The organism is Cellulosimicrobium sp. Marseille-Q8652 (assembly GCF_965112045.1).
On the sequence record NZ_CBCOPS010000001.1, the window covers coordinates 368,353 to 392,482 of the forward strand.

22 protein-coding genes are annotated in these 24,130 nt (G+C 74.2%); 8 read left to right on the forward strand and 14 right to left on the reverse strand.

All coding sequences use genetic code 11. The features are described 5' to 3' along the window. The first annotated feature begins 118 nt into the window (after positions 1-118). On the forward strand, positions 119-1,654 hold the full coding sequence (locus ACWPWV_RS01595; RefSeq protein ID WP_454041251.1) for a helix-turn-helix domain-containing protein: 1,536 nt from the start codon (positions 119-121) through the stop codon (positions 1,652-1,654). 70 nt (positions 1,655-1,724) lie between these two features. Here ACWPWV_RS01595 and ACWPWV_RS01600 read toward each other — a convergent pair whose 3' ends face one another. Then, on the reverse strand, positions 1,725-2,363 hold the full coding sequence (locus ACWPWV_RS01600; RefSeq protein ID WP_454041252.1) for a Rid family hydrolase: 639 nt from the start codon (positions 2,361-2,363) through the stop codon (positions 1,725-1,727). Between the two features lie 372 nt (positions 2,364-2,735). Here ACWPWV_RS01600 and ACWPWV_RS01605 point away from each other — a divergent pair, with 372 nt between their 5' ends. Next, positions 2,736-4,349, forward strand: a complete 1,614-nt coding sequence (locus ACWPWV_RS01605; protein ID WP_454041253.1) for a flavin monoamine oxidase family protein — start codon at positions 2,736-2,738, stop codon at positions 4,347-4,349. 79 nt (positions 4,350-4,428) lie between these two features. Here ACWPWV_RS01605 and guaB read toward each other — a convergent pair whose 3' ends face one another. Together guaB and ACWPWV_RS01615 are read right to left on the reverse strand one after the other, a co-directional pair. Continuing rightward, the gene (guaB, locus tag ACWPWV_RS01610; RefSeq protein WP_454041254.1) at positions 4,429-5,976 is read right to left on the reverse strand and encodes an IMP dehydrogenase; all 1,548 of its coding nucleotides are present in this window, start codon (positions 5,974-5,976) and stop codon (positions 4,429-4,431) included. 94 nt (positions 5,977-6,070) lie between these two features. Then, entirely contained in the window at positions 6,071-7,183 is a 1,113-nt protein-coding gene (locus ACWPWV_RS01615; protein WP_454041255.1) for a MerR family transcriptional regulator, read from the reverse strand. A 342-nt stretch (positions 7,184-7,525) separates the two neighbouring features. Here ACWPWV_RS01615 and ACWPWV_RS01620 point away from each other — a divergent pair, with 342 nt between their 5' ends. Continuing rightward, positions 7,526-7,816: a WhiB family transcriptional regulator gene (locus tag ACWPWV_RS01620; RefSeq protein ID WP_251153581.1), complete on the forward strand. Its 291-nt coding sequence runs from the start codon at positions 7,526-7,528 to the stop codon at positions 7,814-7,816. A 182-nt stretch (positions 7,817-7,998) separates the two neighbouring features. On the opposite strand, the gene groES is transcribed toward ACWPWV_RS01620, so the two are convergent. Then, entirely contained in the window at positions 7,999-8,295 is a 297-nt protein-coding gene (gene groES, locus ACWPWV_RS01625; protein ID WP_021482870.1) for a co-chaperone GroES, read from the reverse strand. A gap of 233 nt (positions 8,296-8,528) precedes the next feature. Between groES and ACWPWV_RS01630 the strand changes: the two genes are divergently transcribed. Together ACWPWV_RS01630 and ACWPWV_RS01635 are read left to right on the forward strand one after the other, a co-directional pair. Then, complete coding sequence (locus ACWPWV_RS01630) at positions 8,529-9,797, forward strand: THUMP-like domain-containing protein (protein WP_454041256.1); 1,269 nt, start codon at positions 8,529-8,531, stop codon at positions 9,795-9,797. A gap of 4 nt (positions 9,798-9,801) precedes the next feature. Next, entirely contained in the window at positions 9,802-10,938 is a 1,137-nt protein-coding gene (locus ACWPWV_RS01635; protein ID WP_454041257.1) for a glutamate--cysteine ligase, read from the forward strand. A gap of 25 nt (positions 10,939-10,963) precedes the next feature. On the opposite strand, the gene tsaD is transcribed toward ACWPWV_RS01635, so the two are convergent. Next, entirely contained in the window at positions 10,964-12,031 is a 1,068-nt protein-coding gene (gene tsaD, locus ACWPWV_RS01640) for a tRNA (adenosine(37)-N6)-threonylcarbamoyltransferase complex transferase subunit TsaD (protein ID WP_454041258.1), read from the reverse strand. Positions 12,032-12,129: 98 nt separating this feature from the next. Between tsaD and ACWPWV_RS01645 the strand changes: the two genes are divergently transcribed. Further along, positions 12,130-12,750, forward strand: coding sequence for a malonic semialdehyde reductase (locus ACWPWV_RS01645; protein ID WP_454041259.1), 621 nt, complete (start codon positions 12,130-12,132; stop codon positions 12,748-12,750). 4 nt (positions 12,751-12,754) lie between these two features. On the opposite strand, the gene ACWPWV_RS01650 is transcribed toward ACWPWV_RS01645, so the two are convergent. From ACWPWV_RS01650 to ACWPWV_RS01680, 7 genes are all read right to left on the reverse strand, one after another. Further along, positions 12,755-13,603: a sulfurtransferase gene (locus ACWPWV_RS01650; RefSeq protein ID WP_454041260.1), complete on the reverse strand. Its 849-nt coding sequence runs from the start codon at positions 13,601-13,603 to the stop codon at positions 12,755-12,757. Further along, a complete protein-coding gene (rimI, locus tag ACWPWV_RS01655; protein WP_454041261.1) occupies positions 13,600-14,142 on the reverse strand; it encodes a ribosomal protein S18-alanine N-acetyltransferase in 543 nt (180 codons plus the stop codon). Before rimI ends, ACWPWV_RS01650 begins: the two co-directional genes overlap by 4 nt. Next, complete coding sequence (gene tsaB, locus ACWPWV_RS01660; RefSeq protein ID WP_454041262.1) at positions 14,139-14,864, reverse strand: tRNA (adenosine(37)-N6)-threonylcarbamoyltransferase complex dimerization subunit type 1 TsaB; 726 nt, start codon at positions 14,862-14,864, stop codon at positions 14,139-14,141. The genes rimI and tsaB overlap by 4 nt, the downstream gene beginning before the upstream one ends. 9 nt (positions 14,865-14,873) lie before the next feature. Further along, positions 14,874-15,512, reverse strand: a complete 639-nt coding sequence (gene tsaE, locus ACWPWV_RS01665) for a tRNA (adenosine(37)-N6)-threonylcarbamoyltransferase complex ATPase subunit type 1 TsaE (protein WP_454041263.1) — start codon at positions 15,510-15,512, stop codon at positions 14,874-14,876. Beyond that, positions 15,509-16,846: an alanine racemase gene (alr, locus tag ACWPWV_RS01670; RefSeq protein WP_454041264.1), complete on the reverse strand. Its 1,338-nt coding sequence runs from the start codon at positions 16,844-16,846 to the stop codon at positions 15,509-15,511. The genes tsaE and alr overlap by 4 nt, the downstream gene beginning before the upstream one ends. Positions 16,847-16,889: 43 nt before the next feature. After that, positions 16,890-17,798, reverse strand: a complete 909-nt coding sequence (locus ACWPWV_RS01675; protein ID WP_454041265.1) for a pseudouridine synthase — start codon at positions 17,796-17,798, stop codon at positions 16,890-16,892. Positions 17,799-17,891: 93 nt separating this feature from the next. Then, positions 17,892-19,523 (reverse strand): bifunctional ADP-dependent NAD(P)H-hydrate dehydratase/NAD(P)H-hydrate epimerase, encoded by a 1,632-nt coding sequence (locus ACWPWV_RS01680; protein ID WP_454041266.1) that lies wholly within the window; start codon positions 19,521-19,523, stop codon positions 17,892-17,894. A gap of 93 nt (positions 19,524-19,616) precedes the next feature. On the opposite strand from ACWPWV_RS01680, the gene ACWPWV_RS01685 reads away from it, so the two are divergent. Beyond that, entirely contained in the window at positions 19,617-20,636 is a 1,020-nt protein-coding gene (locus ACWPWV_RS01685; protein WP_454041267.1) for an LLM class F420-dependent oxidoreductase, read from the forward strand. A 4-nt stretch (positions 20,637-20,640) separates the two neighbouring features. On the opposite strand, the gene ACWPWV_RS01690 is transcribed toward ACWPWV_RS01685, so the two are convergent. Beyond that, complete coding sequence (locus ACWPWV_RS01690) at positions 20,641-20,991, reverse strand: holo-ACP synthase (RefSeq protein WP_454041268.1); 351 nt, start codon at positions 20,989-20,991, stop codon at positions 20,641-20,643. An 89-nt stretch (positions 20,992-21,080) separates the two neighbouring features. Next, the gene (glmS, locus tag ACWPWV_RS01695) at positions 21,081-22,958 is read right to left on the reverse strand and encodes a glutamine--fructose-6-phosphate transaminase (isomerizing) (protein WP_454041269.1); all 1,878 of its coding nucleotides are present in this window, start codon (positions 22,956-22,958) and stop codon (positions 21,081-21,083) included. Between the two features lie 120 nt (positions 22,959-23,078). Here glmS and ACWPWV_RS01700 point away from each other — a divergent pair, with 120 nt between their 5' ends. Beyond that, positions 23,079-23,951: a DUF72 domain-containing protein gene (locus ACWPWV_RS01700; RefSeq protein ID WP_454041270.1), complete on the forward strand. Its 873-nt coding sequence runs from the start codon at positions 23,079-23,081 to the stop codon at positions 23,949-23,951. Positions 23,952-24,130: the final 179 nt, after the last annotated feature.

A 24,130-nucleotide genomic window follows, 5' to 3' on the forward strand; every position in this document is an offset into this window, starting at 1 on the left:
CTGCATATCTCACGAGACGCATGGCGTCGTCGGCCTTTCCCGGACGAGTACCAGTGCACCCGCCACACCGCGGGTGCGGCGCTCCACAGATATCTCATCCATGAGTTATCGTCGCGGCATGACCATGATCGACGACGCACCCCTCACGCAGGTCGGCGCCCTCATCCGCGGCGCCCGCCAGAACCGTGGGCTGACCCAGTCGCAGCTCGCCGAGCGCCTCGGCACGAGCCAGAGTGCCGTGCACCGCATCGAGCAGGGCGCGCAGAACGTCAGCCTCGAGATGCTCAACCGCATCGGCGTCGCCCTCGGCTCCGAGATCATCAGCCTCGGCGGGCCCAAGCACTCGCACCTGCGCGTGCAGGGCGGCCACACCCTCTCGGGGACGATCGAGGTGAACTCCTCCAAGAACGGCGCCGTCGCGCTCCTGTGCGCCTCCCTGCTCAACCGTGGCCGCACGACGCTGCGCGGCGTCGCCCGGATCGTCGAGGTGGACCGCATCGTCGACGTGCTGCGGTCCATCGGGGTCGTGGCGACGTGGGCGGCGAACGGTCGCGACCTCGAGATCGTCGCGCCGGCCGCGCTCGACCTGTCGTCGATCGACGTCGAGGCCGCGCGCCGCACCCGCTCCATCATCATGTTCCTCGGTCCCCTGCTCGGGCTCCGCGACACCTTCGAGCTGCCCTACGCCGGCGGGTGCGACCTCGGCACCCGCACGGTCGAGCCGCACATGATCGCGCTGCGCCCGTTCGGCCTGTCCGTCACCGCGACCGGCGGCAACTACCACGCGACGGTCGCGTCGGCCGACGGCCGCGACCTGTCCGTGGTCCTCACCGAGCGCGGTGACACCGTCACCGAGAACGCGCTCATGGCCGCCGCGAGCCGCGACGGCGTGACGACGATCCGCAACGCGAGCCCCAACTACATGGTCCAGGACCTGTGCTTCTACCTCGAGCTCCTCGGGGTCCGGATCGACGGCATCGGCACGACGACGCTGCGCGTCCACGGGCGCACGGGGATCGACGTCGACGTCGAGTACGCGGTCTCCGAGGACCCCGTCGAGGCGATGAGCCTGCTCACCGCCGGGATCGTCACGGGGTCGGAGATCACCGTCGCGCGCGTGCCCGTCGAGTTCATGGAGATCGAGCTCGCGACGCTCGCCGAGATGGGCCAGCGCTACACCCTGAGCTCCGAGTACCTGTCGCGCAACGGTCGAACCCGGCTCGTCGACGTCACCGTCCACCCGAGCGAGCTGCGCGCCCCGATCGACAAGATCCACCCGATGCCGTTCCCCGGGCTCAACATCGACAACCTGCCGTTCTTCGCGGTGATCGCGGCCGGCGCGCACGGCACGACGCTCATCCACGACTGGGTGTACGAGGGCCGGGCGATCCACCTCACGGACCTCACGCGGCTCGGGGCCGACGTCCGGCTGCTCGACGCCCACCGTCTCCAGGTCACGGGCCCGACCCGCTGGTCCGGCGCCGAGGTGAGCTGCCCGCCGGCGCTGCGCCCCGCCGTCGTGATCCTGCTCGCGATGCTCGCGGCGAAGGGGACCTCGGTGCTGCGCGGCGTCGACATCATCGCGCGCGGCTACGAGCAGCTCACCGAGCGCCTGCGCGAGCTCGGCGCCCAGATCGAGGTCTTCCGGGACTGAGCGCCCGCCGAGCCGTGCGACGACAGGCGTGCTGCGGCCGGTCCCGGGGTCCCGGGGCCGGCCGCACGCGTCACTTCGGGTAGACCGCGTCGACCTCCACCTCGACCAGCCAGCCGTTGACCGGCAGGTTCTCGATCTCGAGCGCGAAGCGCGACGGCCGCGCGCCGTTGACGACCATCGGCTTCGTGGTCGCCGAGCCGAGCTGGACGTCCATCGTCGCGCCGGTGGCCAGGTTCGTGTTGGCGAAGAACTGGCGGTACGCCCGGTTCCAGCCGGCGAAGTCCATCTTCTCCGCACCGGCGGGGTTCTGGAGGAAGACCCGCATCGAGACGACGTCGTCGTAGGAGAGGCCGGCCTTCTCGAGGTTCTCGCCGATGCGCATGAGGACGTTGATGCCCTGCGCCTCCGTGATCGTCACGCCCGCCGGGAGCGTGCCCCCGGGGAAGACGTCGGTCGGGATGTACCGCGCCTCCACCGACGCGCCGGGCGTGGTGTTCATCGCGGACGGCCCGAGCCCGGACGACTTGTACCAGGAGACGTTCTTGCCGATCGCCACGCCGTCCGCGATCGAGGCCGTGTCGCCCGTGATGAACGAGTGGGCCTCGGTGGGCTTCGGCTGGAAGAGGCTGCCGGCGGCGACGGCGGTCCCGGGCACCGCGACGGCGGCGGTGAGGGCGACGGCGAGGACGACCTTCGTGCGGTTCTTCATGAGTGCCTCCAGGAAGAGATGACGGGCGCCGCCCTGGCGCCCGACGTGGCGGGGCGAGCCCCGGCCGGAGCCGCGACCGTAGCGACCGGGCGTTTCGCCGCCGTGACGCGCGCGTGTCGGGCGGGTACGTGCGCCGGCCGCGGGCGCGCCAGGAGCCCGCGCCACGGCGCGCCGCACGTGGTCGTGCTTTTCCCGGCACGAAACGAGACGTTTACGAGGTCCGTGCGGCGTTGACCGGCGCGAAACGCGCCGGACCCACGGTGGCGACGCGACGTCCTTAACGTCAGCGACGGTGCTGACGGCGGCACCCGGCATCGAAGGGCCGGGACCGCCGTCCGTCAGGCCTTTCCCCCCACGAGAGGTCCGAGCCACATGGTCACAGACGAGAGCACGACCGGCGTCTCCCGGCGCAACTTCCTCCAGGCGGTCGGCGCCACCTCCGGAGCCGGCGTCATGTTCGCCACGATGGGAGCCGTCGGGCTCGCCCCCACGGCGGCGGCGCAGCCGAGGAACGAGTCCTGGATCGCCCCGACGAAGAGCGACTTCACCCTGACGGGCCGTTCGGCCAAGAAGGTCGTCGTCGTCGGAGCGGGTCCGGCGGGCCTGGCGTCGGCGTACGAGCTCCAGAAGGCCGGCTACAAGGTCACCGTCCTCGAGGCGCGCCACCGCGCGGGCGGGCGGACGCTGACCATCCGCGGCGGGGACTCCGAGACCGACGTCAACGGGGTCACGCAGACGGCCCGTTTCGACAAGAACATCTACATGAACGCCGGTGCCGGCCGCATCGCGCAGTGGATGGTCACGATGGACTACCTGCGCGAGCTGGGCGTGCCCTACGAGGTCTTCACCAACGCGAACGCCGACGCGTACCTCTACAACGAGCGCACCGGCGCCACGCCGGGCAACCCCGTCCGGTACCGGACCGCGAAGGCCGACGTCTTCGGGTACACCTCCGAGCTCCTCACGTACGCCACCGACCAGGGTGCGCTGGACCAGAGGCTGACCGCGGCCGACAAGGAGAACCTGCGCGCGTTCCTGCGCAGCTGGGGGTCACTCAAGGCGGACGGGACCTACCAGGGCGGCAACAACCGCGGCTACTCCGTCTACCCGTCCGCGTGGAACGAGCACGGCACGCCGCTGCCCGGTCCTGGCAGCGTCTCGGAGGTCCTCGGTTCGCGGATGGGCATGTACTTCCCGTTCGAGATCAACTGGGAGCAGTCGATGCTCATGTTCCAGCCCAAGGGCGGCATGGACACGACGTTCGACTACTTCGTCCGGGCCATCGGCAAGCAGAACGTGCTCCTCAACTCCCCCGTCACGGCCGTGGAGAACACCACCGGCGGCGTCCGGGTCACGTACACCGCGCACAACGGGAAGGCCCGCCAGATCGACGCCGACTTCGCGGTCGTCTCGGCGCCCGCGGGCCTCATGCGCCGCTGGCAGACGAACTGGGGACCCGACATCGACGCGGCGCTCGGCGAGTTCGCCGTCGGGGCGCCGGCGGGCAAGATCGGGCTGCAGTACCGGTCGCGCTTCTGGGAGGACGACCACCGGATCTTCGGCGGCATCACCGAGACCGACATGGACCTCGCCCACGTCTGGTACCCGTCCTACGGGTACGGCGAGCGCAAGGGCCTCGTCGTCGGCTACTACAACACCGGCACGAACGCCCGCGCCTACGGCGACATGGCACCGAGGCAGCGCGAGCTGCGGGCCGTCGAGCAGGGCGTCAAGATCCACGGCGAGAAGTACCGGACCGAGCTCGAGAGCTCGTTCTCCATCGCGTGGCACAAGGTGCCCTACATCGAGGGGGCGTGGGCCTACCCGAACACGCAGTCGTCGCGCTTCAAGCAGCTCCAGCAGGGCGCGGGGAACGTCTACTTCGCGGGCGACTGGATGTCGGAGATCTCGGCGTGGCAGCACGGTGCGTTCTGGGCCGCGCGGTACGCCGTCCAGGCGCTCCACACGCGCGTCATGACGTCCTGACGTCGCCGTCGGCCGTCGTCCGCTCCGTCACGACGACGGGGCGGACGCCGTCCGACCGCTCCGCTGTCCGACGTGAGGCTCAGAAGCCCGAGTAGTTCGGCGCCTCGGCCGTGATCTGCACGTCGTGCGGGTGGCTCTCCTTGAGCGACGCGGACGTGATCCGGATGAAGCGCCCCTTCTCCTGCAGCTCGGGGACGGTGCGCGCACCGACGTAGAACATCGTCTGGTGCAGGCCGCCCACGAGCTGGTGCGACACGGCCTGGAGCGTGCCCTTGTACGGGACCTGACCCTCGATGCCCTCGGGGACGATCATGTCGTCGCTCGTGACCTCGGCCTGGAAGTACCGGTCCTTGGAGTAGGACTTCTTGCCGCGCGACGACATCGCGCCCATCGAGCCCATGCCGCGGTAGGCCTTGTACTGCTTGCCGTGGACGAGGATCGTCTCGCCCGGCGACTCCTCGGTCCCGGCGAGCATCGAGCCGAGCATCACGGTCTCGGCGCCGGCGACGATCGCCTTGCCGATCTCGCCCGAGTGGCGCATGCCGCCGTCGGCGATCACGGGGACGCCCGCGGGCCGGGCGGCGAGCGAGGCCTCGTAGACGGCCGTGACCTGCGGGACGCCCACGCCCGTGACGATGCGCGTGGTGCAGATCGACCCCGGACCGACACCCACCTTGACGGCGTCCGCGCCGGCGTCGACGAACGCCTGGGCGCCCTCGCGCGTCGCGACGTTGCCGCCGATCACCTGGACGTCCCGCGTGGCGGGGTCCGTCTTGAGGCGCCGGACCATGTCGATGAGCATCCGGACGTTGCCGTGCGCGGTGTCGGCGACGAGGACGTCGACGCCCGCCTCGATGAGGGTGGTCGCGCGCTGCCACGCGTCGCCGAAGTAGCCGATCGCCGCACCGACGAGGAGACGCCCCTGGCCGTCCTTCGACGCGTTGGGGAACTGCTCGGACTTCACGAAGTCCTTGACCGTGATGAGACCGGTGAGGTGCCCGTCGGCGTCGACGAGCGGGAGCCGCTCGATCTTGTGCTTGCGCAGCAGCGCGGTCGCGTCCTCGCGCGAGATGCCCGACGGACCGGTGATGAGGGGCTGCCGCGTCATGACCTCGTCGACCTTCGTCGTCGCCCACTCGGCGACGGGCGTGAAGCGCAGGTCGCGGTTGGTGACCATCCCGACGAGGCGCTGCTGCGCGTCGAGCACCGGGAAGCCGGAGATGCGGTACTCCCCCGCCGTCCGGTCGAGCTCCTCGAGCGTCGCGTCGGGCCCGATCGTCACAGGGTTGGAGATGATGCCGGTCTGCGTCCGCTTCACCAGGTCCACCTGATACGCCTGGTCCTCGATGGACAGGTTGCGGTGCAGCACGCCGATGCCGCCCTGCCGCGCCATGGCGATCGCCATGCGGGACTCCGTGACCGTGTCCATGGCCGCCGACACGAGCGGGACGCGGATCGAGATCTCGCGCGTGAGGCGGGTCGTCGTGTCGATCTCCGACGGCGCCAGGTCCGAGTACCCCGGCTGCAGCAGCACGTCGTCGTACGTGAGGCCGAGGAAGCCGAACGGGTCGTGCCCGGGCGCGGGCGAGGGGGCGGGCGTGGAACCGGGGGCGGGCGAGGCGGTCACACCAGGATTCTACGCCGCACGCCCCCTCGGTATTCCCGTCGCGGGCGCGCCAGGGACGGGAACGGCGGCGCCCCGGGCCGGCAGGGCGCGGCGGTCAGCGCACCACGGCGAGGAGCTCGTGCAGCAGCCCCGGGAAGCTCCGGACGCGGTGCACCGTGGGCGCGAGCGGGAGGTCGGCCGCGACGTCGTCGCTGGGCAGTCCGACGAACACCGGGAGCCCGGGGTTCGCCTCGAACGTCGCGTGGACGATGCCGAGGTCGGGCCGCGTCTGCGTCGTCACCATCGCGACGGCGGCGGGCCGGACCATCGTCACGAGCTCGAGCGTGCGGTGGACGTTGGCCGGGCCGGTGACGATCCGCGCCATCGCGCCGTGCGAGCCGAGCGCGGCCGCGAGCGCGTGCGCGGCGAGGGGCAGCGGCTCGTCCGGCGCGGCGAACACGAGCACGATGCGTCGCATCCGGCTGGGGTGGTTGCGCGGGGGCCCGCCCGCGGCGACGATCGCGTCCTCGCGCGCCTGGGTGTACTCGCGCAGGGCCCCGAGCGTCGCGTTCGCGAGGACGACCTCGGGCACCTCGCCGGACGTGGCCAGGACCGTCCGCTCCGCGAGGCGCTCGAGCGCCGGCTCGACGAGGTCGGACCACCAGTCGGCCGGGTCGGTCCCCGTCGGGATGCGCAGCAGGCGGTCGCACGTGCGCTGGTCGTACGCGATGGCGGCGTCGACCGCGTCGGAGACCGTCACCGGCCGGGCGTCGCGCAGCCCGCCGAGCTGGGGAGCGGCGGGTTCGCGCTTGTCCCCGCCCGTGACGGCACGCAGGAAGGGCCGCGGCCCGGCGGTGCGGGGCACCGTCGCGACGGACGCCCGGTCGCCCGCGTCGTCCGGCTCGTCCGCGTCGTCGAGGTCGTCCTGGGCGCCGTCGGGGCTCTCCGCCGCCTCCAGGGCGACGTTCGCCCCCCGGTGGGCGGCGAGCTCGTCGCCGTCGGCCGCGAGGGCGTTCCGGGCGGCGTCGGCCGGCGCCACGCCCTCGAGCGTGAGGCGCCGCATGATGAACAGGCGCGCGACGTCGTCGTCGGTGTAGCGACGGTGCGAACCTGCCTGGTGCTCGGAGGGGCCCAGCCCGTAGCGCCTGTCCCAGGTGCGCAGGGTCGCCGGAGCGACGCCGAGGCGTCGGGCGACGACGGCGACGGCGAGACCGGGACTGTGGGACATGGTCGGTCGGGCTCCCTCGGGGTCGGGGGCGGACCGCACGGAGGTCATGGATCGATTCTGCCGATCACGACCAGGTCCCGCCACTCGCCGGACCCCACCTCGACCACACCGTGACCTCGTTCGCGTCGCGCGCTGTGCAGCACTTGTTCAGAGCGCGGACGAACGCGCCAGAGCGCCGAGGCATCGCGCCGCCGGCCGCTCCGGGCCCGTGGTCGCGCCCGCGTGGGCGGTCGCTGACGCGATGCTGGAGACATGTGCGGGGAGACCTCGCCACGACCTGCGGATTCACGAGATCGACACAGGGACTTGAACAACCCCTGCAACGCTTGTAGGTTGTTCGCCATGGCAGAGATCTCGAGGCTCCCCGGACCGGTGATGGAACTCTGGGAATGGCAGTACCAGGGTTCGTGCCGCGATCAGGACGACACGCTGTTCTTCCACCCCGAGGGCGAGCGAGGCTCGACGCGGCGACGACGCGCGGAGGCCGCCAAGGCGATCTGCCACAGCTGCCCCGTGATGATGCAGTGCCGCGAGCAGTCGCTGCGCGTGCGCGAGCCCTACGGCGTGTGGGGCGGGCTGAGCGAGGACGAGCGCGCGGCGATCCTCGCCGGGTCCGCGCGCAAGACGGGCTGACACCAGACGGCTGACCGCTGCGGTCCGACGACGCACCGCAGCGGCACGGCAGACCGGTCGGTGCGCGCGCTCACCACGAGCGCGCCGGCACGCCGCGGCGGGTGGGGCGACCCGTCGGCGGCACGACAGGGCCCCGCGACCATGACGGTCGCGGGGCCCTGTGGCGTTCGGTGCCGGCTGGGTCAGCCGACGACCACGGCGAGGATGTCGCGCGCGGACAGGACGAGGTAGTCCTCGCCGCCGTACTTGACCTCGGTGCCGCCGTACTTGCTGTAGATGACCTTGTCGCCGACGGTCACGTCCAGGGGGACGCGGTTGCCGTTGTCGTCGACACGGCCCGGACCCACGGCCAGGACCTCGCCCTCCTGGGGCTTCTCCTTGGCGGTGTCCGGGATGACCAGGCCGGATGCGGTCGTGGTCTCGGCCTCGAGGGCCTTCACGACGATCCGGTCCTCGAGCGGCTTGATGGGGACCGACACGTCGGACCTCCCCTTTCGCTGTGAGAACTGCTGACGGTTGGGTCGAGCGCACCGTGGCTGGCCGTCGTCGCGGGTGCCGGCAGCCGGGTCGCTCGTCGGGTCGCCACCGTCGCTGACGGCGCCGACCCGTTGCCCAATCTAGGTCGCGGTTAGCACTCGGTCAAGGCGAGTGCCAGCGTGTCCCCACCGGCCCCCGGGCGCACCGGCCCGCACGTCCGTGGAAGGATCGACGCATGGACGCCGCCGCACTGTCGAAGCTGCTCAGCCCCGAGGGCTGGGCCCTGCTCGGCGCGCTGCCGCCCTACGACGAGCACCAGGCGCTCGTGCTGTCGGCGGGGCTGCGCGCGAAGGGCGTGGACCCCGACCTCGCGGCGGCGGCGCTCACGCAGTCGCGCCTGCGGGCGGCCGCGCGCGCCAAGTTCGGGGCGTTCGCCGACGGCATGCTCTTCACCCAGGCGGGCCTCGAGCAGGCCACCCGGCTCGTCGTCGCCGCCCGGCACGCGCAGCGGTACCTCGGGGCCGGTGTCACGAAGGTCGCCGACCTCACGTGCGGCATCGGGGCCGACTCGCTCGCCTTCGCCGGGACCGGCCTCCACGTTCTGGCGACGGACGTCGACGAGCTCACCGCGGCCCTCGCGACCGTGAACCTCCGCCACTTCCCCGAGGCGGAGGTGCGCCACGGCGACGGTCTCGCGCTCGACCTCGCGGCCGATGGTGTCGAGGGCGTCTACGCCGACCCCGCGCGGCGCACGCGCTCCGGGTCGAGGGTCTTCGACCCGCACGCCTACGCGCCGCCGCTCGACGCCGTGTGGGCCGTGCGCGACCGGGTCCCGGCCGTGGGGATCAAGGTCGGACCGGGCATCTCCCACAACGGACTGCCGGCCGACGCGGAGACCGAGTGGGTGTCGGTCGACGGCGACGTCGTGGAGGCCGCGCTGTGGTTCGGGCCGCTGGCCCCCGCGGGGCCGGGGCGCGCCGCGCTCGTCCTCACCACGCGGACCGACGCCGACGGGACCGAGCACACCGTCGCCCGGTCGCTCGCGCACCGGCCGGGCGACGAGGACGTCGCGCCCGAGGCGGGCGACGTCGGGCACTACCTGTACGAGCCGGACGGCGCGGTGATCCGGGCCGGCCTCGTGGGGCACGCCGCGGCCGAGCTCGAGGGGCGCCTCCTCGACCGGACCATCGCGTACGTCACGACGGACACGCCCGCCCCGGTGGGCGAGAACGGTCTCGCGGCCGGGCTCGCGCGCGGGTACCGGGTGCTCGACACGATGCCGTTCGGCCTCAAGCGGCTGCGCGCGTACCTGCGCGAGCGCGGCGTCGGGCGGCTCACGGTCAAGAAGCGCGGGACGGCCGTCACGCCCGAGCAGCTGCGCAAGCAGCTCGCGCTCACCGGGGACGCCGAGGCCACGGTGGTCCTGACGCGCGTCGGGGGGCAGCAGCGCGTGCTCGTCGTCGACCCCCTCGACCGGGTCACGACCACCGGGCGGGAGGGCTGAGGCCGTGGAGATCCCCTTCGCGCGCTCCGAGCGCTCGACCGTCGGTCTCGAGTGGGAGCTCGCGCTCGTCGACGCCGACTCCGGCGACCTCAGGCAGGTCGCGCGGACCGTGCTCGACGCCGTCCGCCCGGCGGGCGGCGGCGAGCACCCGTCGATCAAGCAGGAGCTCCTGCTCAACACCGTCGAGGTCGTCAGCGGGGTGCGCCGGACGGTCGGCGAGGCGGGCAGGGACCTCGAGCGCTCGATCGACGAGATCCGCGCCGTCACGGACCCGCTGCGCGTCGAGCTCATGTGCGCGGGCACGCACCCGTTCGCGCGCTGGGCGCAGCAGAAGGTCACGGACAAGCAGCGCTACACCACCCTGATCGACCGCACCCAGTGGTGGGGTCGGCAGATGCTCATCTACGGGGTCCACGTGCACGTCGGCATCGAGGACCGCGCCAAGGTGCTGCCGATCCAGCGCGCGATGCTGACGTGCTTCGCGCACCTGCAGTCGCTCTCGGCGAGCTCCCCCTTCTGGGGCGGCAAGGACACGGGGTACGCGTCGAACCGTGCGCTGATGTTCCAGCAGCTGCCCACCGCGGGCCTGCCCTTCCAGTTCGAGGCGTGGCCCGACCTCGAGGGCTACGTCGCCGACATGCTGCACACCGGGGTGATCGACGACTTCAGCGAGATCCGCTGGGACCTGCGCCCGGCGCCCCGGTTCGGCACGCTGGAGACCCGCATCTGCGACGGCACGACGAACGTCACGGAGCTCCTCGCCCTCGCCGCCCTGACCCACTGCCTCGTCGAGCACTTCTCGACGCTGCTCGACGAGGGCCGCGAGCTGCCCACGCTCCCCCCGTGGTTCGCGCAGGAGAACAAGTGGCGCTCGGCGCGCTACGGCATGGACGCGATCATCATCCTCGACCGTGCGGGGAACGAGGAGCTCGTCACCGACGCGGTGGCACGCCTCCTCGCCGAGCTCGAGCCCGTGGCCGCGCGGCTCGGGTGCCTCGACGAGCTCGACGGGGTCCGCACGATCCTGCGGCGCGGGGCGTCGTACCAGCGCCAGCGCGCCGTCGCCCGGCGCAACGGCGGCGAGCTGGACGCCGTCGTGCGGTCGCTGGTCGCCGAGATGCGGGCGGGCCGCCCGCTCTGATCCGTCCGCGGTGGCGGACGGCGGCTCAGACCGTGACGGTCGTCAGCGGCATGGACGAGTCGACGCCGATGTCGAGGCGCGACGGCGCGACGCCGGCCCGCACGACCGCGGACCCCAGCGCCGCGATCATCGCGCCGTTGTCCGTGCAGTACCGGATCGGCGGGATGCGCAGCTCGACGCCCGCCTCGGCGCAGCGCTTCGCCGCCATGTCGCGCAGCTGCGAGTTCGCCGAGAAGCCGCCCCCGACCACGAGGGTGTCGACGCCGTGCCGCTCGCACGCGGCGAGCGTCTTGGCCGTGAGGACGTCGGCGACGGACTCCGCGAAGGACGCCGCGACGTCGTGCACCGGGATCTCCAGCCCGGCGTCCTGCCGCGCCTCGACCCACCGCGCGACCGCCGTCTTGAGGCCCGAGAAGGAGAAGTCGTCGGCGTGCTTCTCCTGGTCCTTGCGCGCCGTGAGACCGCGCGGGAAACGGATCGCGGCGGGGTCGCCCTCGCGAGCGAGCCGGTCGATGTGCGGGCCGCCGGGGTACGGCAGGCCGAGGAGGCGCCCGACCTTGTCGAACGCCTCCCCCGCGGCGTCGTCGAGCGTCGAGCCGAGCTCGGTCACCGACGTCGCGACGTCGTCCACGAGCAGGAGCGAGCTGTGCCCGCCGGACACGACCAGGGCCATCACGCGCTCGGGGAAGGCACCGTGGACCAGCTCGTCGACGGCAGCGTGCCCGATGACGTGGTTGACCCCGTACAGGGGCTTGCCGAGCGCGAGGGCGAGCGCCTTCGCCGCGGACGCACCGATCGTCAGCGGGCCGACGAGCCCGGGTCCCGCCGTGACGGCGATCGCGTCGACCTCCGACAGGTCGACGTCGGCGGTGCCGAGCGTGCGCTCGAGCGTGGGGATCATCGCCTCGAGGTGGGCGCGCGAGGCGACCTCCGGGATGATGCCGCCGAACCGCGCGTGCTCGTCCATCGAGCTCGCGACCGTGTCGACCAGGAGCTCGCGACCGCGGACCAGGGCGACCCCGGTCTCGTCGCACGACGTCTCGATGCCGAGGACGAGCGGCTCGCCACCGTCCGTGGCCACAGGAGAGAGCATGGGTCCAGGGTAGTCGCGCGCGCGGACGTGGCCGGGCTGTCGCCCACGTCACACGCTCTGCCGGGAAGATGGTTGAAGAATTGACTGTTGCTCGGGGCATGAGCACCGAAACTCTTGCCCCCGCCGCCCTGCAGATCGACGACGCCACGGCCGACCGCCTCTTCCGCGAGGCCAGGACGGCGCGCGACTTCACCGCCGCCGAGGTGACCGACGAGCAGCTCGCCGCGGTCTACGACCTCGTCAAGTGGGGCCCGACCGCGATGAACACGCTGCCGCTGCGCGTGCTCGCGGTGCGCACGCCCGAGGCCCGGGAGCGCCTCGTCGCGCACATGGCCGACGGCAACAAGGAGCGCGTCGCGAACGCGCCGCTGTCCCTCGTCGTCGCGTACGACCCCGCCTTCCACGAGCACATGGACGTCCTGTTCCCCCACGTCCCCGGCATGCGCGAGAGCCTCGCCGGCGCGCCGGACGTCCGCGACGACATGGCCCGCACGAACGCCCTGCTCCAGGCCGGCTACCTCGTCGTCGGGCTGCGCGCCGCGGGCCTCGCGACCGGCCCGATGAACGGCATGGACCGCGACGGCATCGACGCGGAGTTCTTCGCCGACAGCGGGTGGAGGTCCCTCCTCGTCATCAACGTGGGCGTCGCCGACGGGCACGGCACCGCCTACCCGCGCTCCCCGCGGCTCGCGCCCGAGCAGGCGATCGCCGTCGTCTGAGCGACTACGCGCCCGGCCCGGTCTCGACGGGCCGGGCCGGGTCGTTCGACCACTGCGACCACGAGCCGGCGTAGAGCGCCGCGTCGGCCCCGATCGCCGCGAGCGCCGCGACCTCGTGCGCGGCGGTGACGCCGGAGCCGCAGTACACCCCGACCTCCGTGCCGGGCACGACCCCGAGGGCCGTGAACCGACCGCGCAGCGCCGCGTCGTCGAGGAACGTCCCGTCGCCACCGAGGTTCGCGGTCGTGGGCGCGCTCAGCGCGCCCGGGACGTGACCCGCGCGCGGGTCGACGGGTTCCACCTCGCCGCGGTACCGCTCCCCCGCCCGGGCGTCGAGCAGCACGCCCGCCGCCGCGAGGCCGGCCGCGCCGTCGGCGTCGAGGACCGGCAGCGCGCCCGGGGTGACGACGACGTCGCCCGGCTCCGCGCGCACCTCGCCCGCCTCGACCGGCAGCCCGGCGCGCTCCCACGCCGCGAGGCCGCCGTCGAGGAGACGCACGCCGTCGTGGCCCGCCCACCGCAGGAGCCACCACGCGCGAGCCGCCGACGTGCCCCCGACGGTGTCGTAGACGACGACGCCCCGGTCGCCGCGCACGCCCCAGCGCCGGGCCGCGTCCTGAAGGTCCTGCGGGTCGGGCAGAGGGTGGCGGCCCGCGGCGGGCGACGGCGGCGCGGCGAGCTCGGCCTCGAGGTCCACGAAGACGGCGCCGGGCACGTGGCCCGCGAGGTACCGGTCGCGCCCGTCGGTGACGCCGAGCGCCCACCGGACGTCGAGGACGACCGGAGGCCGCTCGGCGGCGAGCGCCGCCGCGAGGCCCCGCACGTCGACGAGGACCCGCTCCCGGGGCGTCACGCGAGGACGCTGCCCGCGTCCGACGCGGTGCCGTAGTCGGGGTCGTCGTCGCCCAGCGGGGTGAGCTCGAGCCGCATCGTGTACGCGTCGACGCCCTCGGGCTGGTAGTAGCGCTTCCGGATGCCGAGCTGCTCGAAGCCGTGCTTGGCGTACATCGCGAGCGCCACGTCGTTGTCGACCCGCACCTCGAGCAGCACCGCGTGCGCGCGCAGCTCGCGCGAGCGCGCGACGAGGGCGTCGAGGAGCGTCGAGCCGACGCCCTGGTGCTGGAACGCCGGGTCGACGCCGATGGTCATGATCTGCGTGACGTCGCCGTCGAACCACAGGCCCGCGTACCCGACGACGGGCTGCGGTCCCGCCGCGTACAGGCGCACGGGCTCGGCGGCGACGTACCAGCGTCCCGGTCCCGCGAGCTCGTCGGCCAGCATGCCGTACGTCCACGCGCCGCGCCCGAACAGCTCGCGCTCGAGCTCGACCACCCGGTCCAGGTCCGCCGCGCGCAGCGGGCGCAGACGGATCTCGTACCGGCGCGCGCTCATCGGGGCGCCGCCGCGGCCGCCCCGGCGTCGCTCACGCGCTTCGCGCCCGCGGGCGCCTGGACGTCGGGACGACGCAGGTACAGCGGCTCGGTGGGCTGGTCCGCCCCGGCGTCGCGCCGGGCGATCGCGAGCCGGGCGAGCACCGCGGCGTCGGGGACGAGCGGGGCGTCCTCCGCGAGGTCGAGCACGTCGGCGTACAGCGACGCGCCCTCCCCGACGACGACGGCACCCGTCGCGTGCTCGGCGACCGTCGCGGCCGGAGCGACGTCGGGCCCCGCCACCGTCTCCACGACGGGGACGGCGTGCGGGCCCTCGTGCGCGACGACCCGGTACCGCGCCCAGTACACCTCCCGACGGCGGGCGTCGGTCGCGACGAGGACCTCGTCGTCCGGGGCGAGGCCGAGGTCGCTCACGGCCTGCGCCGCCAGCGCGTCGAGGGTCGGCACCCCGAGCACGGGGACGCCGAGCGCGAAGCCGAGCGCCCGCGCGGTGACGAGACCGACGCGCAGCCCGGTGAACGGCGCCGGGCCGGTGCCCACCGCGACCGCGGTGAGGTCCGCGCGGTCGACGCCGGCCTCCGCGAGCGCCTCCTCGACGAGCGGGGCGAGCGCCTCGGCGTGCCGGCGGCGCTCGGGCGCCTCGCGCCGGGCGAGGCGGGCGCCGTCGTCCCCGACGACGGCGACGGTCACGGACGCGGAGGTGTCGAGCGCGAGAACGGCCACGGAACCAGCCTACGACCGCACGGGCGGCTCGCCCGCGTCGCCCGACGGCTCTGCGGCGCCCGCCGCGACCCGGACGCCGGCGGCACGGGCCAGCGCGTCGACGTCGAGGTCGGACCAGCGCGCGCCCACGGCCCGCACGACGACGCGGCGCGCACCGGCCTCGGGCGCGTCGTCGTGCGCGTCCGCACCGGGCACGACGGGGCCCGCGCCGGCGCGGGCCCCGACCGCGCCGCGCGGCCGCTCCAGGACGATCTCGAGCCGGTCGCCCGCGAGGGACTCGACGAGCCCGCTGCCCCACTCCACGACGGTCACCGACTCGTCGAGGCTCGAGTCGAGGTCGAGCGCGTCCACCTCGTCGAGCGAGCCCAGGCGGTACGCGTCGACGTGCACGAGAGCGGGACCACCCGTGAGCGACGGGTGCTCGCGCGCGACGATGAACGTCGGCGACGCGACCTGGCCCCGCACGCCGAGCCCCGCGCCGATGCCCTGCGTGAGCGTGGTCTTCCCGGCGCCGAGGTCGCCCGTGAGGACGACGAGGTCGCCCGCGCGCAGGACGTCCGCGAGCGCGGTGCCGAACGCGCGGGTGGCCTCGGCGTCGGGCAGCACGACGACGGGCGGCTCGTCGGCGGGGACGGTGGTGTCGGTCACGGTGCCGGGTTCCTCTCGGGCGCGGTCGGGTCGGTCGTCGGGGGGTCCAGGAGGGCTCGCGCGGCGTCGTCGAGCACGTCCAGCCCCTCGTGCGCACGGGGGACGCGTGCGCCGAGCCGGGTGGTGATCTCGTAGCTGATGGTCCCCGCGGCCCGCGCCCAGTCCTCCGCGGTGGGCGTGCCGCCGTGCTCGAGACCGGCGCCCGCGCCGAACAGCGTCACGACGTCGCCGGCCTGCTCCCTCGCGCCGGGGCCCAGGTCGAGCACCACCTGGTCCATGCACACGCGCCCGCGCACGCGCAGCACGCGCTCGGTCGCCCCGGTGCCGACGAGCACGGGGCCGCCCGGCGCCGCCGTCGGACCGTGCGGTCCGCCGGACGCGTGCCGGGGGATCCCGTCCCCGTAGCCGAGCGGCACGACACCGAGCACGGTCTCGCGCTGCGTCGTGTAGGCGTGCGCGTAGGAGACACCCTGGCCCGCGCCGACGTGCTTGACCGTGGCGAGCCGCGCCTCGAGCGTCATGGCGGGCCGCAGGCCGAAGTCCTGCGGCGGCCCGACCTGCGGGACGGGCGACATCCCGAAGACCGCGAGCCCCGGGCGCACGAGGTCGTAGTGGGTCCGCGGCGCGGTGAGGGTCGCGGCGGAGTTCGCGAGGTGACGCACCTCGAGCCGTGCTCCCGACGCCTCGGCCTGGCGCACGGCCTCGTCGAGGACCTCGGCCTGCGCGACGACGCTCGGGTGGCCCGGCTCGTCCGCGAAGGCGAGGTGGGACCAGACGCCGACGACGCGCACGAGACCCTCGGCGGACGCGCGGGCCGCCGCGTCGAGGACGGCGGGCAGGTCGACGGGCATGACGCCGTTGCGCCCGAGCCCTGTGTCGACCTTGACGTGCACGCGTGCGGTACGGCCCGACGCGCGCGCCGCGGCGACGACCTCGTCGAGCGCCCAGCCCGCCGCGACCGACACGTCGACGTCCGCGTCGAGCAGGGCGCGCAGCGGCGCGCCGGGCGGGTACAGCCACGTCAGCACGCGCGCCCGGTCGGGACCGACGCCCGCCGCACGCAGCGCGAGCGCCTCGCTCGGCTGCGCGGCACCGAGCCACGTCGCACCGCCCGCGAGCGCGGCGAGCGCGCTCGGCACGAGGCCGTGCCCGTAGGCGTCCGCCTTCACGACCGCCATGAGGTCGGCACCCGGCGCGTGCCCGGCGAGCGCCCGGACGTTGTCCCGGATCGCCGCGAGGTCGACGACGGCGCGCGCCGGGTAGGCGTGCGCGTCGGGTCCGCCGCTGGTCCCGGCGGGCCGCCCGGCCGGGGTCGTGCGCTGGGTGTCGCTCACGGTCCACGATTCTCTCACTCGGGCGGGGGCGTCACCGGCGCGCTCACCAGGCGTCGAGCACCCGGTCGGTCTCGAACCGGCGCTCCCGGCCGTCCAGGGGGTCGGTGAACCGGAGCGAGCGCGACACGAGCTGCAGGGGACGGGAGTAGTCGTCGGGCGCGACGTCGTACTGCTCCGGGTAGAAGTTGTCGTGCAGGATCGGCACGCCGAGGCGGTCCATGTGCAGCCGCAGCTGGTGGGTCTTGCCGCTGTGGGGCTCGAGCCGGTAGCGCGCGAGGCCGCGCGACGCGTCGGCCTCGACGAGGTCCACGCGGCTCTCGGCGTTGGGCTCGCCCGGCACCTCCTCCGCGCGCATCACGCCGCGCCGCTTGACGATGCGGCTGCGGACCGTGACGGGGAGCTCGAGCGACGGGTCGTACGGGGCGACCGCCTCGTACGTCTTGCGGACCTCGCGGCGCGCGAAGAGCTCCTGGTACGCGCCGCGGACCTGCGGGCGGACGGTGAGGAGCAGCACTCCCGCCGTGACCCGGTCGAGACGGTGGGCGGGGCTCAGCTCGGGCAGGTCGAGGTCGCGGCGCAGCCGCACGAGGACGGAGCGCTCCACGTGGGCGCCGCGCGGGATCGTCGCGAGGAAGTGGGGCTTGTCGACGACCAGCAGGTCCCGGTCGCGGTGCAGCACCCGGATCTCGAACGGCACGTCCGGCTCGACGGGAGGGTCGCGGTAGAGGAACACGAAGCCCCGCGGCGCGTAGGGCGTGCGGTCGTCGACGGGGCGTCCGCGCCCGTCGACGACCTCGCCCGCGGCGACCTTCTCGGCGAGGCGCACGGCGTCGTCGGGGAAGCGGTGCCGCACGTAGTCGAGCGTGCGCGTCCAGCGCGCGACGCTCGCGGCGTCGTGCGGCAGGACGAGGCGCGTCGGGTTGAGGCCGTCGCGCACGGGCAGGGGGACCACCCGCCCACGGTACCGGCGGCCTGACGCCCCGACGCACGTCGGCGGCGGCGGGGAGGCGCCGCGCGGAGCGGGGGCCGACGGCGGAACGGTCCGTCAGCGCGCGGCGAGGAGCTCCGCGACCACGCGCGGCACGTGGTCCGCGACGTCGAGCGCGGCGACGGGACCGCCGGGGTTCGCGCGCTCCGCGGCCAGCCCGTGGACCACCGCGGCGGCCGCGGCCAGCTCGGCCGCGAGCGTCGGCTCCTCGACGACGCGCTCGCCGTGCGCGGCCAGCAGCACGCCGAGGACCCCGGCGAGCACGTCGCCCGCGCCCGCGGTCGCGAGCCACGGCGGCGCGTCGGCCTGCGACCACGTGGCGCCCGGCCCGACGACGAGCGTCACCGCTCCCTTGAGCAGCACCGTGGCGCCCGTGAGCTCGTGCGCCCGCCGCGCCCACCGCCACGGCTCGGCGTCGACGTCTCGCCGCGAGACGTCGTCCCCGCGCGCGGAGAGCAGCGTCGCGAGCTCGCCCGCGTGCGGCGTGAGGACGACGGACGGCGGGCAGCGCTCGGGCAGGAGCGACAACGCCCCGGCGTCGACGACCGCGGCGACCCGGTCCGGGCCCGTCGCGGCCGCGAGGGCGCGCCGGATGCGGTCGTGCTGGCCGCCGTCGGGCACCGGGTCCTGCCCCGCACCCGGCGCGGCCGGCACCCCGGACCCGACGGACCACGCCTGGACGCGACCCTCGCCCGGGACCACCTCCGGGTGCGCGGCGAGCACCGCGCGCGTGACGTCGTCGGGTCCGGCGTAGCGCACCATGCCGGGGCCGGTGCGGACCGCCGCCGTCGTGACGAGGACGGCCGCCCCCGGGTAGGTCGGCGTCCCGGCCACGACGCCCAGCACGCCGCGCGTGTACTTGTGGTCCGTCGGGCCCGGGACGGGCCACAGCGCCGCGACGTCCTCGGGCTCGAGGCGCCGGACGGCGGGGGACGGCCCGCCGGGGGTGCCGAGCGCGAGACCGATGTCCACGACCGCCCCGTGGCCCACCTCCTGCGCGGCGGGCGGCAGCAGGAGGCCGGGCTTCGCGGCACCGAACGTCACGGTGCGGTCCGCGCGCAGCACGGTCCCGGGCACCGTCCCGTCGTCCACGCCCACCCCGCTCGGGGCGTCGACCGCCACGACCCACGGACGGCGGGGCACGCCGTCGAGGGCGGCCACGAGCCGTCGCACGAGGTCGGCCGCGACGCCGCGCAGCGCGCCCGTCGCACCGATGCCGACGAGCCCGTCCAGCACCGCGTCGGCGCGCCGCACCTCCTCGACGACGGCGTCGAGCACGCCGGACGGTGCCGCGCGGGGGGCCGGGACCGCACGGTCCGCCGTCTCGCGCGACGCGGTGGCGTCCAGCACCGTCCCGCCCGCACGCCGGAGCGCGGCGAGCCCCTCGCCGTGCACCCGCTCGCTCGCGAGCACCGCCGTCACGCGCGCGCCGCGGCGCGCGAGGTACGCGCCCGCGTGGAGGGTGTCGCCGCCGTTGTTTCCCGGCCCCACGAGCAGCACCACCCGGGCACCGGTCACGCGCCCGTCGCGCCGACCGCCGTCGGGACCGACCACCGACCTGGCGCGCGCGACGTCGCGCGCGACGACCGTGGCGAGCGCGAACGCCGCGCGCTCCATGAGCGGGACCCCGGCGTCGAGGAGCGGCTGCTCGGCGGCACGGACGTCGGCGACGGACCAGGCTTCGATCATCCCGCCATCCTGCCCACCGCACCGCGTGACCGCAGGGCGAGACCGGGCGGGCCAAGGACGCGAGCACGGCGGCCCCGGCCTAGGGTGACGGTCATGCGATTCGGACTCTTCATCCCCCAGGGCTGGCGGCTCGACCTCGTCGGCATCGACCCCGCGGACCAGTGGGAGACCATGCGCTCCCTCGCGCGCCACGCCGACACCGCGCTCGCGGGCGAGGGCCTCCCCGGCGCCGCGAACGCGTGGGAGTCGCTCTGGGTCTACGACCACTTCCACACCGTCCCCGAGCCGACGGACGAGGCGACCCACGAGGCGTGGACGCTCATGGCGGCGTTCGCCGCGTCGACCGAGCGCATCCGCCTCGGTCAGATGTGCACGTGCATGGCGTACCGCAACCCGGCCTACCTCGCGAAGGTCGCGGCGACGGTCGACGTCGTGAGCGGCGGCCGCGTCGAGATGGGCATCGGCGCCGGCTGGTACGAGCACGAGTGGCGCGCCTACGGCTACGGCTTCCCCCGCGCCGGGGAGCGCCTCGCCGCCCTCGACGAGGGCGTGCAGATCTTCAAGCAGCTGTGGACGAACGGCGTCGCGACGCTCGACGGCGCGCACTACCAGGTCGACGGCGCGCGGCTCGCCCCGCTGCCGCTGCAGGTCGACGGGCCTCCGCTGTGGATCGCGGGCGGTGGCGAGAAGAAGACGCTGCGCATCGCGGCCGAGCACGCGCAGTACACGAACTTCGACGGCTCGCCCGAGGGTTTCGCGCACAAGTCCGAGGTGCTGCGGGGGCACTGCGAGGCGATCGGCCGGCCGTTCGAGGAGATCACGCGCAGCGCGAACTACAACGTGGTCATCGGCGGGACGGAGGCCGAGGTCGACGACCGCATCGCGTGGATCGAGGAGCACTACGCGCTGACGCTGCCCGACCGCGCGCCGGAGGAGGCCGAGAAGGCGCGGCGCGGCCCGCTCGTCGGGACGCCGGAGCAGATCGTCGAGAAGCTCACCGAGCTGCGCGGGCTCGGCCTGTCCTACGCGATCACCTACTTCGCGGAGGCGGCGTACGACCGCAGCGGCATCGAGCTCTTCGAGCGGGAGGTCGTCCCGGCGCTGCAGGACTGACCCGTCAGCCCTCCGCGACGACCATGGCCGACGCGATGCCGGCGTCGTGCGAGATGGACAGGTGGAACGTGCGGATCCCCAGCTCCTCCGCGCGCGCCGCGACGGTCCCCGTGATCTCGACCTCGGGCGGTCCTCCGACGACGCGGTGCACGGTCGCGTCGTGCCACTTCATGCCGCCCGGCGCGCCGAGGGCCTTGGCGATCGCCTCCTTCGCGGCGAACCGCGCCGCGAGGGACGACGCCGGCAGGTCGCGCTCCGCGGGCGTGAAGAGCCTGTCCCGCAGGCGAGGGATGCGCTCGATCGACTCCATGAACCGCGCGACGTCGACGACGTCGATCCCCACCCCGATGATCATGCGCCCACCCTACGGCGCGTCCCGGCCTCGTCCCGTGGTCCGTCCGGTCGACCGGACGGACCACGGGCACCGGGTCGGTGGTGACCGGTCTACTCGACCGTGACCGACTTCGCGAGGTTGCGCGGCTGGTCGACGTCGAGGCCCTTCGCGGTCGCGAGCGCCATGGCGAAGATCTGCAGCGGGACGACGGCGAGCAGGGGCGAGAGCAGCGTCGGCGACTCGGGGATCCAGAAGATCTCGTCGGCGTACGGACGCACCGCGTCGTCGCCGTCCTCCGCGATGACGAGCGTGCGCGCACCGCGTGCGCGGATCTCCTGGATGTTGGAGATGACCTTCGAGTGCAGCCCCTCGCGCCCGCGCGGCGACGGCACGATGACGAACACCGGCTGCCCCTCGTCGATGAGCGCGATCGGCCCGTGCTTGAGCTCGCCCGCGGCGAAGCCCTCGGCGTGGATGTACGCGAGCTCCTTGAGCTTCAGCGCACCCTCGAGCGCGACGGGGAACCCGACGTGCCGGCCGAGGAACAGCACCGACGACGCGTCCTTCATCGACCGCGCGGTGGCCCGCACGTACTCGCCGCGCTCGATGACGGTCTGGATCTTGCGCGGCATGTCGCGCAGGTCGTCGAGGATCGCGGAGATCTCGTCCGGGAACTTGTTCCCGCGCAGCTGCGCGAGGTACAGACCCAGCAGGTACGCCGCGGTGATCTGCGAGAGGAACGCCTTGGTCGACGCCACCGCGATCTCGGGTCCCGCGTGCGTGTAGAGCACCGCGTCGGACTCGCGCGGGATCGTCGAGCCGTGCGTGTTGACGATCGAGATCACCTTCGCGCCCTGCTCGCGCGCGTGGCGCACGGCCATGAGCGTGTCCATCGTCTCGCCGGACTGCGTGACGGCGACGACGAGCGTCTTCTCGTCGACGATCGGGTCACGGTAGCGGAACTCGTGCGCCAGCTCGACCTCGACGGGGATGCGGCACCAGTGCTCGATCGCGTACTTCGCGACGTGGCCGGAGTACGCGGCGGTCCCGCACGCGACGACGATGATCTTGTCGACCGACCGCAGCACGGCCTCGTCGATCCGCAGGTCGTCGAGCACGAGCCGGCCCGACGTGTCGGTCCGCCCGAGCAGCGTGTCCCCGACGGCGTGCGGCTGGTCGTGGATCTCCTTGTCCATGAAGGACGAGAAGCCGCCCTTCTCGGCGGCCGCGGCGTCCCAGTCGACCGTGTAGCGCTTCGCCTCGGCCGGGTTGCCGTCGAAGTCCGTCACCTCGACCGAGGTCGGCGTGATCGTGACGATCTGGTCCTGGCCGAGCTCGAGCGCCTCCTTGGTGTGGGAGATGAACGCCGCCACGTCCGAGCCGAGGAAGTTCTCGCCCTCCCCGATCCCGACGACGAGGGGCGAGTCGTGCCGAGCGCCGACGACCGTGTCCGGGGAGTCCGCGTGCACGGCGAGCAGCGTGAACGTGCCCTCGAGCCGGCGCGCGACCTGGCCCATCGCCGTCGTGAGGTCCTTCGTGTCGCGGTAGGCGCGGGCGAGCAGCTGCGCGGCGACCTCGGTGTCCGTCTCCGACCGGAAGGTCACGCCCTCCGCGACCAGCTCCGCCTTGAGGAGCGCGAAGTTCTCGACGATCCCGTTGTGGATCACCGCGAGCCGGTCGCCGTCCGCGAGGTGCGGGTGGGCGTTGGTGTCCGTCGGGCCACCGTGCGTCGCCCACCGGGTGTGCCCGATCGAGGCCGTCGAGGCCGGCAGCGGGTGCAGCTCGATCTCCTCGACGAGGTTGGCCAGCTTCCCCGACTTCTTCGCGAACGCGACCGCGTCGATGTCGGGTCCGACGAGAGCGACCCCCGCGGAGTCGTAGCCGCGGTACTCGAGCCGACCGAGTCCTTCGAGGGCGACGTCGAGGGGTCGCCCCGAGGCCTCCCCCACCATGGTTCCAGGGCCCACGTAGCCCACGATTCCGCACATGGTCGTCGAGTCTAGCGACGGCCGGGGCGACCTCGGAGCGGCGCACGATCCCGGTTCTTCGTCAGGCGTCCTGCGTAACTCCGGGCGGCGAGCCACCCCGTGCCGGTGCACAGTGTCCGCATGCCCTCCGTCCGCATCGGCCTGTCCGGATGGCGGTACGCGGACTGGCGCGGACGGTTCTACCCGCCCGGTCTCCCGCAGCGCCGCGAGCTCGAGCACGTCGCCTCCGCCTTCCCGGCCGTCGAGCTCAACGGCTCGTTCTACTCGCTGCAGCGACCGTCGTCGTTCGTGGCGTGGCGCGAGCAGACGCCGGCGGGGTTCACCTTCGCCGTCAAGGGCGGCCGGTTCATCACGCACATGAAGCGCCTGCGCGACGTCCGGACGCCCCTCGCCAACTTCTTCGCGAGCGGCGTGCTCGCCCTCGGGGACCGGCTCGGACCGGTGCTCTGGCAGCTCCCGGAGCGCACGACGTTCGACCGGTCCACGCTCGAGTCCTTCCTCGACCTCCTGCCCCGCACCTCGTCCGACGCCGCGCGTCTCGCCGAGCACCACGACGACCGCCTCCGCGCCGACCCCTGGACCGAGGTCACCACCGACCGGCCGATCGTCCACGCGCTCGAGCCCCGCCACGCGTCCTTCGCCGAACCCGCGGCCCTCGACCTCCTGCGCGCGCACGACGTCGCCCTGGCGATCTCCGACGGCGCGGGACGCTGGCCCGTCATCGACGCGGTGACCGCCCCGCTCGTCTACGTGCGCCTCCACGGTGACACCGAGCTCTACACGAGCGCCTACCGCCCGCACGTGCTCGACGCCTGGGCCGAGCGCGTGCGCCGCTGGCACGCCGACGGCCACGACGTCGAGCTGTACTTCGACAACGACGTCCACGCCCACGCCCCGGCCGACGCGCGCGCCCTCATGGACCGTCTCCCCGACCTCGCCCTCCCCGGCCCGGGCGCCCCCGTCGACCTGCCCCCGCGCCGCCGTCCCCGCTGAGGCCCCGTGCCGGGCCGACCGACCACCCGGCCGGCACGACGAGCGGGCCGGCGCCGGGGCGGACGACGTGCGCAGGGCGTCAGAGCCGCGCTCCTGAGACACGACCCGGCAGACCAGGGTGACGGGGCGGCAGCCCGAGCACGTCGACCGCGCGGGCGGCGGACCGGGGCAGGGACGAG